The organism is Acidovorax sp. ACV01, from assembly GCF_014851495.1.
Taxonomy (GTDB): domain Bacteria; phylum Pseudomonadota; class Gammaproteobacteria; order Burkholderiales; family Burkholderiaceae_C; genus Acidovorax; species Acidovorax radicis.
Window position 1 is genome coordinate 501,253 of the sequence record NZ_JACUZT010000004.1, and the last position, 14,222, is coordinate 515,474.

At 67.6% G+C, this 14,222-nt stretch carries 12 protein-coding genes; 3 read left to right on the forward strand and 9 right to left on the reverse strand.

Going from position 1 to position 14,222, the window contains the following annotated elements; translation table 11 throughout:
- Positions 1-163: 163 nt before the first annotated feature.
- Positions 164-1,885 (forward strand): NAD(P)/FAD-dependent oxidoreductase, encoded by a 1,722-nt coding sequence (locus tag IB243_RS14855; RefSeq protein ID WP_192427952.1) that lies wholly within the window; start codon positions 164-166, stop codon positions 1,883-1,885.
- 34 nt (positions 1,886-1,919) lie between these two features.
- Here IB243_RS14855 and IB243_RS14860 read toward each other — a convergent pair whose 3' ends face one another.
- The gene (locus tag IB243_RS14860; protein WP_010462424.1) at positions 1,920-3,263 is read right to left on the reverse strand and encodes an amidohydrolase; all 1,344 of its coding nucleotides are present in this window, start codon (positions 3,261-3,263) and stop codon (positions 1,920-1,922) included.
- Between the two features lie 127 nt (positions 3,264-3,390).
- Between IB243_RS14860 and IB243_RS14865 the strand changes: the two genes are divergently transcribed.
- Positions 3,391-4,476 carry a GlxA family transcriptional regulator gene (locus IB243_RS14865; protein WP_192427954.1) on the forward strand — a complete coding sequence of 362 codons (1,086 nt, stop codon included), beginning with the start codon at positions 3,391-3,393 and terminating at the stop codon, positions 4,474-4,476.
- A 78-nt stretch (positions 4,477-4,554) separates the two neighbouring features.
- On the opposite strand, the gene IB243_RS14870 is transcribed toward IB243_RS14865, so the two are convergent.
- The 6 genes from IB243_RS14870 to IB243_RS14895 all read right to left on the reverse strand — a co-directional run bounded on the left by IB243_RS14870 (position 4,555) and on the right by IB243_RS14895 (position 11,628).
- Entirely contained in the window at positions 4,555-6,132 is a 1,578-nt protein-coding gene (locus tag IB243_RS14870) for a methyl-accepting chemotaxis protein (protein ID WP_010462428.1), read from the reverse strand.
- Between the two features lie 203 nt (positions 6,133-6,335).
- Entirely contained in the window at positions 6,336-7,217 is an 882-nt protein-coding gene (gene htpX / locus IB243_RS14875; RefSeq protein WP_010462430.1) for a protease HtpX, read from the reverse strand.
- 195 nt (positions 7,218-7,412) lie between these two features.
- Complete coding sequence (locus tag IB243_RS14880) at positions 7,413-8,183, reverse strand: DUF3025 domain-containing protein (RefSeq protein ID WP_192427956.1); 771 nt, start codon at positions 8,181-8,183, stop codon at positions 7,413-7,415.
- Positions 8,168-9,220 carry a dihydroorotase gene (pyrC, locus tag IB243_RS14885; RefSeq protein ID WP_192427958.1) on the reverse strand — a complete coding sequence of 351 codons (1,053 nt, stop codon included), beginning with the start codon at positions 9,218-9,220 and terminating at the stop codon, positions 8,168-8,170. The genes IB243_RS14880 and pyrC overlap by 16 nt, the downstream gene beginning before the upstream one ends.
- A gap of 107 nt (positions 9,221-9,327) precedes the next feature.
- The gene (locus IB243_RS14890; RefSeq protein WP_192427960.1) at positions 9,328-10,338 is read right to left on the reverse strand and encodes a tripartite tricarboxylate transporter substrate binding protein; all 1,011 of its coding nucleotides are present in this window, start codon (positions 10,336-10,338) and stop codon (positions 9,328-9,330) included.
- 120 nt (positions 10,339-10,458) lie between these two features.
- Entirely contained in the window at positions 10,459-11,628 is a 1,170-nt protein-coding gene (locus tag IB243_RS14895) for a M20 family metallopeptidase (RefSeq protein WP_192427962.1), read from the reverse strand.
- A gap of 102 nt (positions 11,629-11,730) precedes the next feature.
- On the opposite strand from IB243_RS14895, the gene IB243_RS14900 reads away from it, so the two are divergent.
- A complete protein-coding gene (locus IB243_RS14900; protein ID WP_192427964.1) occupies positions 11,731-12,651 on the forward strand; it encodes a MurR/RpiR family transcriptional regulator in 921 nt (306 codons plus the stop codon).
- A 75-nt stretch (positions 12,652-12,726) separates the two neighbouring features.
- On the opposite strand, the gene IB243_RS14905 is transcribed toward IB243_RS14900, so the two are convergent.
- Both IB243_RS14905 and IB243_RS14910 read right to left on the reverse strand, forming a co-directional pair.
- Positions 12,727-13,257, reverse strand: a complete 531-nt coding sequence (locus IB243_RS14905; protein WP_192427966.1) for a hypothetical protein — start codon at positions 13,255-13,257, stop codon at positions 12,727-12,729.
- Entirely contained in the window at positions 13,254-14,222 is a 969-nt protein-coding gene (locus IB243_RS14910; RefSeq protein WP_192427968.1) for a hypothetical protein, read from the reverse strand. Before IB243_RS14910 ends, IB243_RS14905 begins: the two co-directional genes overlap by 4 nt.

Consider the following 14,222-nt stretch of genomic DNA (forward strand, 5'->3'; position numbering starts at 1 on the left):
CCAGCGCTTATCTATAAAGCGCGAAAAGCTATTAATTTGATAGTTTTTAGGCAAACGGCTCCACGCAACTTTCCCACCCGGGATTCCATCCGCAGCACACACCCCGTATCATCGCGGCCCCACGCCATTGCAACCCGCCCGATCGACACGGGCCCGCAAGAACATGATCCGACTCTCCGAAATCCGGCTGCCCTTCACCGTGGCCGAAGCCCCCGAGGCGCCCCTGCGCGCCGCTGCCACCCACATTCTGGGCCTGGCAGATGCCGATATCGCCCATCTGCATGTCTTCAAGCGCAGCTTTGATGCGCGCAAGGTAGACCTGCTGGCGGTGTACATCGTGGACATCACCCTGGTCCAGCCCGCGCGCGAAGCCGCGCTGCTGGCCCAATTTGCGGGCAACCCGCACATTCAGCCCACGCCCGACATGGCCTGGCACCCCGTGGGCCAGGCGCCTGCCAACCTACCCCTGCGCCCCGTGGTGGTGGGCTTTGGCCCCTGCGGCATCTTTGCGGCACTGGTACTGGCGCAGATGGGTTTCAAGCCCATCGTGCTGGAGCGCGGCAAGCCCGTGCGCGAACGCACCAAGGACACCTGGGGCCTGTGGCGCAAGCGCGAGCTGCATGCCGAAAGCAATGTGCAGTTTGGTGAAGGCGGCGCAGGCACCTTCAGCGACGGCAAGCTCTACAGCCAGATCAAGGACCCGCGCCACCTGGGCCGCAAGGTGATGAACGAGTTCGTGAAGGCGGGCGCCCCAGAAGAAATCCTGTACGTCGCCCACCCGCACATCGGCACCTTCAAGCTGGTGAAGGTGGTGGAGAACCTGCGCGAGCAGATCATTGCGCTGGGTGGCGAGATCCGCTTTGAGCAGCGCGTGACGGATGTGATCGTGGAGAACGATGCCCAAGGCCAGCGCCACCTGCGTGGCCTGAAGGTGCTGAACCAGGCCACGGGCGAGACCACCGACTTGCGCGCCGACCACGTGGTGATGGCCCTGGGCCACAGCTCACGCGACACCTTTGCCATGCTGTACGAGCGCGGCGTGGCCATGGAGGCTAAGCCCTTTTCCATCGGCTTTCGCATCGAGCACCCGCAGGGCGTGATCGACCGCGCCCGCTGGGGCCGCCACGCGGGCCACCCGCTGCTGGGTGCGGCCGACTACAAGCTGGTGCACCACGCGGCCAATGGGCGCGCGGTGTACAGCTTTTGCATGTGCCCCGGCGGCACCGTGGTGGCCGCCACCAGTGAGCCGAACCGTGTGGTCACCAACGGCATGAGCCAGTATTCGCGCAACGAGCGCAACGCCAACGCGGGCATGGTGGTGGGCATCGACCCGCGCGACTACCCCACCGACCCCGCAGCGTTTGAAACGCACCTGGGCCAGACCTACGGTGTGGAGCGTCTGGCTGTCGGGCAATTTCACCCGCTGTCGGGCAGCGTGCTGCAGCGCCAACTCGAATCGAATGCTTTTGTGCTGGGCGGGCGTGACTACAGCGCGCCGGGCCAGCTGGTGGGCGACTTCATCCAGGGCACGCCGTCCAGGCAGCTCGGCGATGTGGAACCGTCGTACAAGCCCGGCGTGGCGCTGGGTGACCTGCACGCCGCCCTGCCCGCCTACGCCATCGAGGCGCTGCGCGAGGCGCTGCCGGTGTTCGGCCGCAAGATCAAGGGCTTTGACATGCACGACGCGGTGCTGACGGGCGTGGAAACGCGCACCTCGTCGCCGCTCAAGATCGGCCGGGGCGAGAACCTGCAAAGCCTGAACACCGCCGGGCTGTACCCGGCGGGTGAAGGGGCGAGCTACGCGGGCGGGATTCTGTCGGCCGGGGTGGACGGCATCAAGGTCGGCGAAGCCGTCGCCCGGAGCCTGCTGGGCGTAGCGGGCTGACCTGCCTCCTGGCGGTGCAGGCCAGTGGCATCGCTTACTTGCGCTGCAAAAAGTCCACGGCCAGCGCCGCCAGCGAGCGGGCCCCCACGGGCAGTTGGTCTTCGTCGATGTCAAACAGCGGCGAATGGTTGGACGGGGCCTTGTTGAAGTCCGCACCCTTGGGCGGTGCGCCCAGGAAGTAGAAGAAGCCCGGCGCCACCTTCTGGAATTCCGAGAAGTCTTCCGAGCCACTGACCTTGGGGATGATCATGGCCTTGCCACCCATGGCGAGCTTGAGTGCTGGCAGCGAGGCTGCCGTCAATTCGGCAGGGTTGCTGGTGACCGGGTAGGCCACGGGGCCGAACACCACCTTGGCCTTGGCGCCGCTCGACAGGGCAATGGACTCGGCCGTGGTGGTGATGCGCTTCAAGGCTTCCTGCCGCATTTCCTCGTCAAAGGTGCGCAGGGTGCCCATCATCTCGACGTTGTCGGGAATGATGTTGTAGCGCGTACCGCCCTGGATGGAGCCGATGGTGATGACGGCCGGCTCCTTGCTGATATTGAGCTGGCGGCTGACCACCGTCTGCAAACCCAGCACCACCTGGCTCGCGGCCACCACGGGGTCCACCGCGTTCCAGGGGGATGAACCGTGGCCGCCACGGCCTTCGATCAGGATCTTCAGGCTGTCGGAGCCCGCCATCAGCGGTCCGCTGCGGTAGCCCACCACACCCGCAGGCAGGTTGGCCGTGATGTGCAGGCCGTAGATGGCCTGCACGTCCTTCATCGCGCCTTCCTCCACCATGGCTTTGGCGCCAAAGCTGGGCACCTTGCCGGTCGCATCGGGCTCCACCGGCGCGCCTTCCTCGGCAGGCTGGAAGATGAACTTGATGGTGCCCGGCAGCTTGGCTTTCATGCCGGCCAGCGCCTCGGCCGCGCCCATGAGCATGGCCACGTGGGCATCGTGGCCGCAAGCGTGCATCACGGGCACTTCCTTGCCCAGGTAGTTGGCCTTCACCTTCGACGCGAAGGGCAGGCCGGTGTTCTCGGGCACGGGCAGCGCATCCATGTCGGCACGCAGCGCCACCACCTTGCCCGGCAGGCCACCACGCAGCGTGCCCACCACGCCGGTGCCACCCACGTTGGTCTGCACTTCCATGCCCAGTTTCTTCAAGTGTTCGGCCACCAGCTTGGCGGTGCGCACTTCCTGGCCCGAGAGTTCGGGGTGTGCGTGGATGTCGCGGCGCCAGCCGACCATCTTGGGGGCCACGGCGTTCACGGCCGCATCAATGGCCTGCAGGCCGGCGGCATCCAGCGCCTGGGCGTGGGCCGAAGAAACGGCGCTCAGCCCGCTGGCGGCAAGGCCTGCGGCAAGTGCGATGGCGGAAAGGGGTTTGTGCATGGGGCAGATCCGTAGGGTGGGTGACAGCTTGCAAGGCCGGGGCGGGGAGCAAAAAGCACGTTCATGCTAAAAGCCGGCACGGCCTTGGTGACAAGCGAAAATGGCCATCCAACGAGCCAATACCGCCATGCCATCGCCATCTTTGTCCTCGCCTTCGGGCGATTCCAGGCCCCCGGTCTTTCGCGTGGACATTCCGCTGCTGCCCGAGTCCGCCGTGGGCAACGCGCTGCAGTTCATCGACCTGCTGCGCGGCGCCAACCTTCTGGCCGGCTTGCGCATGGGGGCAACGGCGCCGCGCATGGCCTGGCGGTTGCTGGATGCCCAGGGGCTGCCCCTGCCACCCTTGCCTGGGCCCCTGGCCGCCTACACCCCAGCGGAAGACTCGGCAGCAGACACCGCCCCCGCCCACGCGCTGTTCATTGCGTCGATCCACGCCGCCGACATTCCGAGCATTCGCACGGTGGCAGGCCGGCACGGCACGCTGTCGCGGCAGTTGGGCATTGCGCTCGATGCCGGGCAAAAGCTGCTCACCGTGGGCAATGGCGCGTGGCTGGCGGCGCAAAGCGGTCGGCTCAACGGGCGCAAGGCCAGCCTGCCCTGGTTCTACATCGCAGGGTTTGAGCGGGACTTTCCGGAGGTGGGCCTGAGCCTGGGCCAGGACCTGTCGGACGACGGCCCCTGGATCAGCTGCGCGCTGCCGCAGAGCGTGAACCTGCTGGCCGTCGCCCTGGTGCGGCATGCACTGGGCGAAGAGCTGGCCGCCGCCTGCGAGAGCGTGATGGCACCCGACCACCAGCGCGCCCGCGCGGCCCTGCAGGCCAATGCACAGCAGCACATCCCGGCCACCCGCGACAGCACGCTGGCGCGCGCCATTGCCTGGATGGAGGCCCACCTGGACCAGCCCTACTCGCTGGCCCGGCTGGCCGAAGCCGCCTCGGTGAGCCCCCGCACGCTGCTGCGGCACTTTCAGCAGGAGCTGTCGCAGTCACCGCTCGATTACCTGCACGGCCTGCGATGCCACCGCGCCAAGGTGATGCTGGAAGTGACACTGGAGAGCGTGCCCAGCGTTGCCGTGGCGTGCGGCTACGCCGACCCGGCGGCTTTCAGGCGCATCTTTGCGCGCTACACCGGCATGGCGCCGACCGAATACCGCAAGCGCCATGCGCTGCGCGCGCCGCGCAGGCGCTGGCGGGTGGATGTGGCTGCGCGCTGAGCACAGAGCACAGAGCGGGCTGGCCCACACCGCTCCTAAGGCCATTGCGTCGCGCAGTGTGGCGGCGGCAGCACCCAGCTAGCGCAGCGCCACTGCCGAGGACCCCGAGGGCAACCGGAACGCCTCCACCAGTTCGGCCAACTGCTGCGCCTGCACCCGCAGGCCCTGCGCGGCGGCGGACGATTCTTCGACCAGCGCGGCGTTCTGCTGCGTCATCTGGTCAAGCTGCGAGACCGCCTCGCCCACCTGGCTCAGGCCCGTGGTCTGCTCGCGTGCCGCGGTGCTGATCTCGCCAATGATGGTGGCCACCTGCTGCACCGAGTTCACGATCTCGCCCATGGTGCCGCCTGCTGCGTGGACCAGCTTGGTGCCTTCGTCCACCTGCCGCACGCTGTCACTGATGAGGCCCCCAATCTCCTTGGCCGCCGTGGCGGAACGCTGCGCCAGGCTGCGCACCTCGCTGGCGACCACGGCAAAACCCCGGCCCTGCTCACCCGCGCGCGCCGCTTCCACGGCGGCGTTCAGCGCAAGGATGTTGGTCTGGAAGGCAATGCCATCGATCACGCTGGTGATGTCGGCAATGCGGCGCGACGACAGCGCGATGCCGTCCATGGTGCCCACCACGCGGTCCACGGCCTCACGCCCGCGCTGGGCCACGCCACTGGCACCGGTGGCCAGGGTGCTGGCCTGCGCGGCGGCGTCGGCGCTGTGGCGCACGGTGGCCAGCAGTTCCTCCATGCTGGCGGCAATTTCTTCGAGGTTGGAGGCCGTGTGTTCGGTGCGGGCCGACAGGTCGGCGTTGCCCGCCGCGATTTCACTGCTGGCACCGGCCACCGAGGTGCTGGCCTGGCGCATGCCCACCACCAGTTCCGCCAGCCGTGCCTGCATGCCAGCGAGGCGCGCCAGCAAGGCCTGCAGTTCGTCGCGGCTGCCCGCCTGCAGCGCTGGCACCGGTGAGGTGAGGTCGCCCTCGGCAATACGGTCGGTGACTTCGGACGCATGGGCCAGCGGCTGCAGGATGGAGCGCGACAACAGCCAGGCGCAGGCCAGGCTCAACAGCAACCCGACCACGGAGCCCGCCGCCAGCAGGGTGATGCCCTGGCGCTCGCTGCGGGCGGCGGCCTCGCGGGCCTCGGCCACGCGCTGGCGCTGGAAATCGGCCAGCTTGTTCACCGAGGCGGCGTAGGCGTCGGCCGCCGGGCGCAGGCGCGTGGCAATGGCGTCGGGCGGCAGGGCCTCGCCGTCCTTGCGGCGTTTGACGAGGTCGTCCCGCACGGTGCGAAAACCATTGCCTGCCTTGTCAATGGCATCGAACAGGGCCTGGGACTCCGGGTCCGCCGCCAGTTCGTCCAGCCGCTTGCGCACTTCGGACGACCGGGCCGACGTGACCTTGCGGTCGGCATCGATGCGCGCAGCGTAGGCGGGGTTGTCGATTTCCAGCAGGGTTTCGGCGCGCACCGAGCTGAGCACCACGATGGCGTGCAGCTCGCGCGCCAATAGCGCCCGTTCGGACGATGCGCCGCCCAGGTCGTCGGCGATGTCCTGCAACCCCGCCAGCCGCCAGATACCGACGGCGGCCGAAAGCGACATGACCAGGCAGACAACGCCAAAGGCCAGGGCCAGGCGGACCGCAACACGTGCGTGGGAAATGGACATGAAGTGCTCTCGTGGGAATGATGATCAGTGATGCAGCTGCGCGCCGCACAGCATGCGGGCCCAGGTCACCACCAGCTTATCGACAAAAGGTTACAAGCCCTTGAGCCTTCCCACAAGACCGCCGCTCCCTCCCCCCAATGAAAAGGCCGCTGCAGGAGCCCCTGCAGCGGCCTCAAAGGGCCAGGGCACAAAGCCCCACCGGATCAGCCTTGCTGCTGTGCGTTCTGCAGCGCGGCAATGCGCTCTTCGATGGGCGGGTGGGTGCTGAACAGCTTGCCAATGCCACCGGCAATGCCCATGGCGGCCATGCTCTTGGGCAGCTCAGCCGGGTGCATGCCGCCCAGGCGGGCCAGTGCGTTGATCATCGGCTGACGGCGGCCCATGAGCTGGGCGGCGCCCGCGTCGGCACGGAACTCGCGCTGGCGGCTGAACCAGGCCACGATCATCGCGGCCACAAAGCCCAGCAGGATGTCGAGCACGATGGTGGTCACGTAATAGCCAATGCCGGGGCCCGAGCTGCTCTCGTCGTTCTTGCGCAGGAAGCTGTCGACCGCGTAGCCGATGACACGCGACAGGAACACGACGAAGGTGTTCATCACGCCCTGGATCAGCGTCATGGTGACCATGTCGCCATTGGCGATGTGGGCCACCTCATGGCCGATCACGGCCTCGACCTCTTCCCGCGTCATGCCTTGCAGCAGGCCGGTGGACACCGCCACCAGGGCCGAGTTCTTGAACGCGCCCGTGGCAAACGCATTGGGGTCGCCCTCGAAGATGCCGACTTCGGGCATGCCGATCTTGGCTTCGGTGGCGAACTTGCGCACGGTCTCGACGATCCAGCGCTCGTCGGGCGAGCCGGAGCCGTCGATCACGCGCACGCCCGAGGTCCACTTGGCCATGGGCTTGCTGATAAGCAGCGAGATGATCGCGCCACCAAAGCCCATGACGAGCGCGAAGCCCAGCAACGCGCCCAGGTTCAGCCCGTTGGCCGTGAGGTAGCGGTTGACGCCCAGCAGGCTGGCCACCACCCCCAGCACGACAACGACGGCCAGGTTGGTCATCACAAACAAAAGGATCCGCTTCATGGAATGGGTTCTCCGTGGGGTAAACAACAACAAGTGTTTGCTGGCTCAGATGGGGCTCGGCGGCTGCGCTTCAAGCGCCGCCGCCGGCCTGCGGGGCCACTGCGAGCCCCGGGCAGCCCCCATGGCCGCGATTTCATCGCGCTATGGTAGGTGCAAACCCCGGCCAGGGCCTTATCACACAAGCCTTGACGGGAATTAGGAAGAGGACGCTGCCCGCAAGGGCCGGAATACCTGCGCGTCGGCATAGAAGCCCGGCGCTTCGTTGGCGGGCCACCAGCCGGGTACGCCCAGCACGGGAAGCGGCGTGAAGGGCTTGGTGGCCCATGCAGTTGCCTCAACCGCCCCTGCCAGCCAAACATCCACATTCGCTATGAATTCGATAGCTATTGGCGCTTTGAATACGTGCGCCACCATCGGTTTTCGCGGGAAAACCAGCTTTTCGAGCAGCGCATGGCCGAACAGCACCAGCCGGGCCTGGCCCCACAGCGGGCGCAGGTCGATGAACAGGCGCTGCCAGTCTCGCGCATTGAGCGCATCCCACAGGGCATCCGGCGCCTGCAACAGCGCACCGTTTTCATCGAACACCGTGAGCGCATCGCGCAGCGGCCCACGCACGGCCTGCACGCCGTCGGCAGCGATGGCCTGGGCCTGCAACTGGTTCAGGCGGCGCTTGGTGTGCGGAAACTGCAGCCAGGCCAGGCCGTTGAAGAAGTCGTGCAGGTTGTCACGGGTGGGGACACGGCGGGTGTCCCAGATGTACTGCTCGTAGGCCGTGCCGTCCGGCAGTTGGTCTTGCGGCGCGAAGCCTACAGGCCCGCCCAGCGGCGCGGTGGCCTGCAACGCCTGGTGCACAGACTGACCGCCCCGCGCCTGCTGCGCCACGGGCTGGCCCAGGCTGCGCCACGGCGCCAGCCAGGGAGCGCTCCAGTCGATGGCGTCGAAAGGCTGACTTACACCAGCCGCCACGGCAGGGCTTCACCCGCGCGCAGGGGCTTGAGCTGGCCCTCGCCAAACGCAAAGCTGTCGGGCGGTGTCCACGATTCGCGGCGCAGGGTGACAGTGGTGGTGTTGCGCGGCAAGCTGTAGAAGTCCGGGCCGTGGAAGCTCGCAAACCCTTCGAGCTTGTCCAGCGCACCAGCGTTGTCAAACGCCTCGGCATACATCTCGATGGCGGCGTGGGCCGTGTAGCAGCCGGCACAGCCGCTGGCGTGTTCCTTAAGGTGCGCGGGGTGTGGTGCGCTGTCGGTGCCCAGGAAAAACTTGTTGGACCCACTGGTGGCGGCCTGCACCAAAGCCACGCGGTGCGTTTCGCGCTTGAGCACGGGCAGGCAGTAGTAGTGCGGGCGCACGCCGCCGATGAAGATGGCGTTGCGGTTGTACAGCAGGTGGTGCGCGGTGATGGTGGCGGCGGTGAAGCGGTCGGCGTCTGCCACGTAGTCGGCCGCGTCCTTGGTGGTGATGTGCTCGAAGACGATCTTCAACTCAGGGAAGTCGCGACGCAGCGGGATCAGCTGCTGCTCGATGAACACGGCCTCGCGGTCGAACAGGTCGATATCGCTGCTGGTCACCTCGCCGTGCACCAGCAGCAGCATCCCTGCCTTCTGCATGGCTTCGAGCGTCTTGTAGGTCTTGCGCAGGTCGGTCACGCCCGCGTCGCTGTTGGTGGTGGCGCCGGCGGGATAGAGCTTGCAGGCCACCACGCCCGCGTCCTTGGCGCGCGCGATCTCGTCGGCGGGCAGGTTGTCGGTGAGGTACAGCGTCATCAGCGGCTCGAACTGCACACCGGCAGGCACGGCGGCCAGGATGCGCTGTTTGTAGGCCAGGGCCTGCTCGGCCGTGGTCACGGGCGGGCGCAGGTTGGGCATGATGATCGCGCGGCCAAACTGGGCGGCCGTGTGCGGCACCACAGTGTGCAGCGGCTCGCCGTCACGCACGTGCAGGTGCCAGTCGTCGGGGCGGGTGATGGTGAGGGTGTCGATGGGGGTGGGGTGTGCGGCTGTCATGGGCAGCATTGTCCCATCGGCTTGAAAACTATCATTTTTATAGCTACCAGCGCCCACCAGATAAGCGCTAGCAGCCCAAAATACTCAAAAACCAAGCGTCCCGGCACTCATTCGGCCGTGATGCCCGCCTTGCGCACCACCTCGCCGAATTTCACCAGGCGATCGGACATCATCTTCTCGAACGCGGCCGGCGCCATCTCTTCCGGCACGATCACGCCGCGGTCCTTGAGGTTGGCCACCATGGCGGGTGACGTGGCGACCTGGCGCACGGCCTTGTACAAGGTCTGCACGACGGCGTCGGGCGTGCCGCCGGGCGCGGCCAGGCCGGTCCACGACGTGAGGTTGAGCTCGGGGTAGCCGACCTCGGCCATGGTGGGGACATCGGGCAGCTGCGGCAGGCGCTGGTCGGCGGCCACTGCCAGGGCGCGCACCTTGCCCGCCTGGACGTGGGGCAGCATGATGACCAGGTTGTCGAGGATGAACTGCACCTCGTTGGCCAGCACCGCCGTGATCAGCGGCGTGCCGCCGCGGTACGGGATGTGCGTGGTGAAGGCACCGGTCGCGGCCTTGAACATCTCCACGTTGAGCTGGCCCATGCTGCCCACGCCGCCGCTGCCGTAGTTGAGCTTGCCGGGGTTCTTCTTGGCGTAGGCCACGAACTCGGCGAACGTCTTGAACGGCAGGCTGCTGTGCACCACCAGCGCGTTGGGCTGGCGGCCCAGGATGGCGATGTTCTCGAAATCCTTGACCGGGTCGTAGCCCACCTTGGGCTGGGTCAGCGGGTTGGCCAGGTGGCTGCTTTGCGAGGACACGACCAGCGTGTAGCCATCGGGCTTGGCGCGCGCCACGTACAGCGCGCCCACCGAGCCGCCCGCGCCGGCGCGGTTCTCCACCACGATGGGCACGCCCAGCACCTTGGACAGGGGCTCGGAATACTGGCGCGCCATGATGTCCACCGACCCGCCGGGCGGGAACGGCACCACGAGCGTGATCGGGCGCGAAGGGTATTTCTCGTCGGCCTGCGCGGCCAGCGGTGCCAGGCCGGCCATGGCCGCCAGGCCCAGCGCCAGGCTGGCGGAAAAAACGCGACGGCGTGGAGATTGCGAAGCAAAGGGCATGGGTCTACTTTCAGGACACTGGAAGGGAAATGGAGCGTGCGCGCAACGGCGTCGGCGTCGGCGTCGGCGTCGGCAGGGTCCGGTGGGTGCGGATGCGCGCCGGAGCGCGGAATGGAACGTTCAGGGGTGGTCGAGCACCGCCAGCGCCACCGCCTGCGCACGCGGCACGAAGGTGGACAGCTCGCAGTACTCGCGCTCGGTGTGCGGGTGGCCGCCCACGGGGCCGGTGCCGCACAGCGTGGGCGCGCCCACCGACGCGGTCAGGCCGCTGTCGGCCGCGCCGCCGGTGAATTCGCCCTGCACCTCGAAGCCCAACGACAGGGCGCCACGCTGGTACAGCGCCAGCAGCGCGTCGGGCGTGGGCTTCATGGGCAGCGTACGGCGGGATTCGGTGATGCGGCCATGGGTGCGCGGCACGGACTCTTCTTCCACGATGGCGCGCACCTTCTGCAGCAGTGCCTCCGGGTCGGTGTCGGAGGTGAAGCGCAGGTCCACCTCGGCCTTGGCGTGTGGGGCCACCATGTTGGGCACGATGCCGCCCTGCACCACGCCCACGTTGACGGTGGTGCCCGTGGCGGGGTCGGTCAGCGCATGCAGCGCCAGCGTCTTGCGGGCCAGCGCCTCGATGGCGCTTGCGCCTGCCGCGTGGTTGATGCCGGCATGGGCGGCGACGCCCTCCACCTCGAACTCCACCACCATCGAGCCCTTGCGGCTCGTCACCAGGTTGCCGCTGACCCGGCCGGGCTCGGCATTGAGCACCGCCTTGACGCCGCGCGCCTGGGCCATGATGCGCTCGCGCGTGACGGGCGAGCCGATCTCCTCGTCGCACGAGAAGAACAGCTGCAGTGGCCCCTTCAGTCCGCCGCAGCGCGCAAAGGCCTCGGCCACGAACACGTTCATCACCAGGCCCGACTTCATATCGGCCACGCCGGGGCCATAGGCACGGCCGTCCGCCACGCGGAAGGGGCGGCGCGCCACGGTGCCGGCGGGGAACACAGTGTCCATGTGGCCCATGAGCACGATGGGCGGGCCGTCGGCGGCGCCGGGAACGTGGGCATGCAGCAGCACGCCATAGCCTGGCACGGGCTCGAACTGCACGGCCACGCCGGCAGCCTCCAGCCGCTCGCGCAGGGCGGTGGCCACGGCCGTCACACCCGCCTCGTCGCGGCTGCCGCTGTCGATGTCCACGACTTTCTGCAACAGGTCTTGCATGGCTTGGGACTGGCCGGCCAGCCAGTCCAGAATGCGCTGGCGCACTGCCAAGCCTTGGTTTTCAAGGGTATCCTGCATCTCAATCCTCGGGGTTGGCCCCGGAATCGGGGCGCGAATCTGGGTTGAAGTGTTGCATGCGTCGTCCGTGTTTGCAATACGTTTTTCACAAAAGAGACATCAATGAAATCATCATTGCAAATATCCACAGGCCTGCTGACCGAGCGCCTGGCGCGCCAGAGCGCGGAGTTGACCGCCAGCGAACGCGCCCTGGCCGAGGCCCTGGGGCGCGACTACCCGCACGCATTGCTCGAGTCGGCCACGGCCCTGGCCGCGCGCAATGGCACCAGCGCGTCGACCGTGGTGCGGCTCTTCGCCAAGCTGGGCTACGCCAGCTACGCCGAGGCCCAGCGCGAGGCGCGCGGCGAAGTCACCGCCCTGCTGCAGACGGCCGGCCAACGTGCCCCGGTGACCATTGGCACCGAGCGCAGCCTGCCGCAGTGCGTGGACGATGCGCTGCTGCACGACCAGCACAACATCACCGCCACCCGCGACAGCCTGGACATGGCGGCTTTCGAAGCGATGGCCCGGCGCATCGCCCAGACCGAGGGGCGGATCTTCGTGCTGGCGCAGATCAACAGCGCCCCCGTGGCTGCGTGGCTGGCGCTGCACCTGAACATGTGCCGCCCCGGCGTGCACGAGCTGGGCGCCGGCGCGGTGGCCGCCACCGACCAGCTGCTGTGGGTGCAGCCTGAAGACACGTTGCTGGCCTTCAGCATCCGCCGCTACGCCAGCGGGCCGGTGAAGGTGGCTCAGCGCTTTCGCGACGCAGGCGCGCAGGTGCTGGCCATCACCGACAGTGCGGCCGCCCCGCTGGCGGCACTGGCTCAACACCTCGTGCAGGTGCGCACGTCTAACGCATCGCCCTTCGATTCGTACACCGCCGCGTTCTTCGTCTGCAATGCTCTGGTCTCGGCCGTCGCGCAGCTTCGGCATGCGCAGGTGTCCGAGGCGCTCAAGCGCAGGGACACGCTGTGGAAGGATGTGGAGGACCAGCAGCTCATCGTGAACGACACACCGGCGCGCAAGCCCCCACGCAAGTAGCAGGGGCAGACACACCAGCGGGCAGCGCCCTGTGCATATGGCCCGAAAAACCCTGCCAACCGGCGTCCAGGGCGGTCAGCCAGCAGCCAGCGTGGCGCGCCACTCGGCAAATCGCATCGCAATCGTTGGCGCGATGGCATCGAATGCCTCCCAGCTGTCGGGCGTCCTGGCCTCGTCCGGGTCGCGAAAGTGGTTGGACGAACCGAACACGGCCTGGATGTCGGCCTGCCAGCGCTGCTCGTCGGGCGCACCAAAGCCCTTGTAGTAGTAGCCCCAGAAGCCATTCGCTTCGTCCGTGATGTCGCTGCTCCAGACAATGCGCTGGCAGGGACCATGCAGAAACTGCAATGGTGTGGCCACACGGGCTCGCCAAGGTGCCAGCACGCTGTCAGGGTAGCGCTGCGGGTTGAGCAGGCCGTGCAACGCGCACCAAGTTGCAAAGAACGCGCCTTCCACATAGACCAGGGGTTGGGTCTCTTCGTAGCTGGCACTGGCCTCGATGAAGTCCAGCTCCTGGCGCAATTTCACGAAAACACGGGTGATGCCGGGGCCTTCGCCGTCGCGCTCCAGGACCATCTCCAGCATGTCGTTGACAGGCAGGGTCACATAGGGATCGTCTGCATCGGTGCCTGGAAAGTGCTGCCACGACAGCCCTGGGGCAATGGCACCACCTGGGCAGCCTGCGCCGGCACGAGGATTCTCACGACATGGGTGCGCCAGACGCGCCCGTCTCTGACCGGGGGCCACAGGCTTCGGTGTCTGGGGGCCCTCTCGGCAAAAACCGCGATGCCGGTGGACTGCGAGGTGACGTAGGTCCTGTTGTTGTGCGGCGTGGCGGGCTTGAGCGGCTTGGCCCCCACGCTGGCGAGCCACTGCCGCACCACAGGGTCGTCAATGCGTCGGCCGATGCAGGCCAGCATCTGAACCCACGGGCTGCCACCGCCTTCGGGCGCGGGGGCATGCGCAGCCCCAGTTGCAGGGGCTGCGCTGCCGGAGGCCGACTGCTGCAACCGCCCTTGCACGGCATCCTCGATCCAGCCATCGAAATCGGGCCAGCGCTGCTCCGCCTCGGACACGATATCTTCCCCGGTCGGGGGCACCGCCAGGCCCTGCCCCCCCAGCCACTCCAGCAGCTCGCGGGCGACCTCCGATCCCTCTTCGGGCGGATCGTCCATGTCGCCGCTGAGGGAAAACTCGCCGTAGCCGATGCCCAGCAAGCGCAGAAACTGCAAGGCATCGCTGGCCAGCACCCGCCCTCCGCCTTCGGACCCGAGGTACACCACGGGCATTCCGCCCTGGGGAGCACGCCAGACCGCAATGGCAGCACCGTCTGGCTGGGTGCCAAAGACCCCGAGCTGCTGCGCCGCGAACTGTCCGCTGGCATGGCCTTCCCCGCCAAAGTAGCGGGCCACGGCACGGGGCGGCTCTGCATGAAAGGCAAAGAAGCCACTCACGTTCGCGGACGAGTCGCGAAGCTGCGGGCACGCCTGCAGGAGGTCGCGCAGAGGTTGCGGCACCGGCAGGTCCGCGGGAAAGGCAAATTCGTCGGCCGCTGGGGTATGGCTGTGCAT

Bases quoted from the DNA above. Each gene is read 5' to 3' on its own strand.
- IB243_RS14900 (WP_192427964.1), top strand. From the start codon at position 11,731: ATGAAATCATCATTGCAAATATCCACAGGCCTGCTGACCGAGCGCCTG.
- IB243_RS14855 (WP_192427952.1), top strand. From the start codon at position 164: ATGATCCGACTCTCCGAAATCCGGCTGCCCTTCACCGTGGCCGAAGCC.
- IB243_RS14860 (WP_010462424.1), bottom strand. From the start codon at position 3,263: ATGCACAAACCCCTTTCCGCCATCGCACTTGCCGCAGGCCTTGCCGCC.
- IB243_RS14910 (WP_192427968.1), bottom strand. From the start codon at position 14,222: ATGCACAGCCATACCCCAGCGGCCGACGAATTTGCCTTTCCCGCGGAC.
- IB243_RS14890 (WP_192427960.1), bottom strand. From the start codon at position 10,338: ATGCCCTTTGCTTCGCAATCTCCACGCCGTCGCGTTTTTTCCGCCAGC.
- IB243_RS14870 (WP_010462428.1), bottom strand. From the start codon at position 6,132: ATGTCCATTTCCCACGCACGTGTTGCGGTCCGCCTGGCCCTGGCCTTT.
- IB243_RS14895 (WP_192427962.1), bottom strand. From the start codon at position 11,628: ATGCAGGATACCCTTGAAAACCAAGGCTTGGCAGTGCGCCAGCGCATT.
- IB243_RS14865 (WP_192427954.1), top strand. From the start codon at position 3,391: ATGCCATCGCCATCTTTGTCCTCGCCTTCGGGCGATTCCAGGCCCCCG.
- htpX (WP_010462430.1), bottom strand. From the start codon at position 7,217: ATGAAGCGGATCCTTTTGTTTGTGATGACCAACCTGGCCGTCGTTGTC.
- pyrC (WP_192427958.1), bottom strand. From the start codon at position 9,220: ATGACAGCCGCACACCCCACCCCCATCGACACCCTCACCATCACCCGC.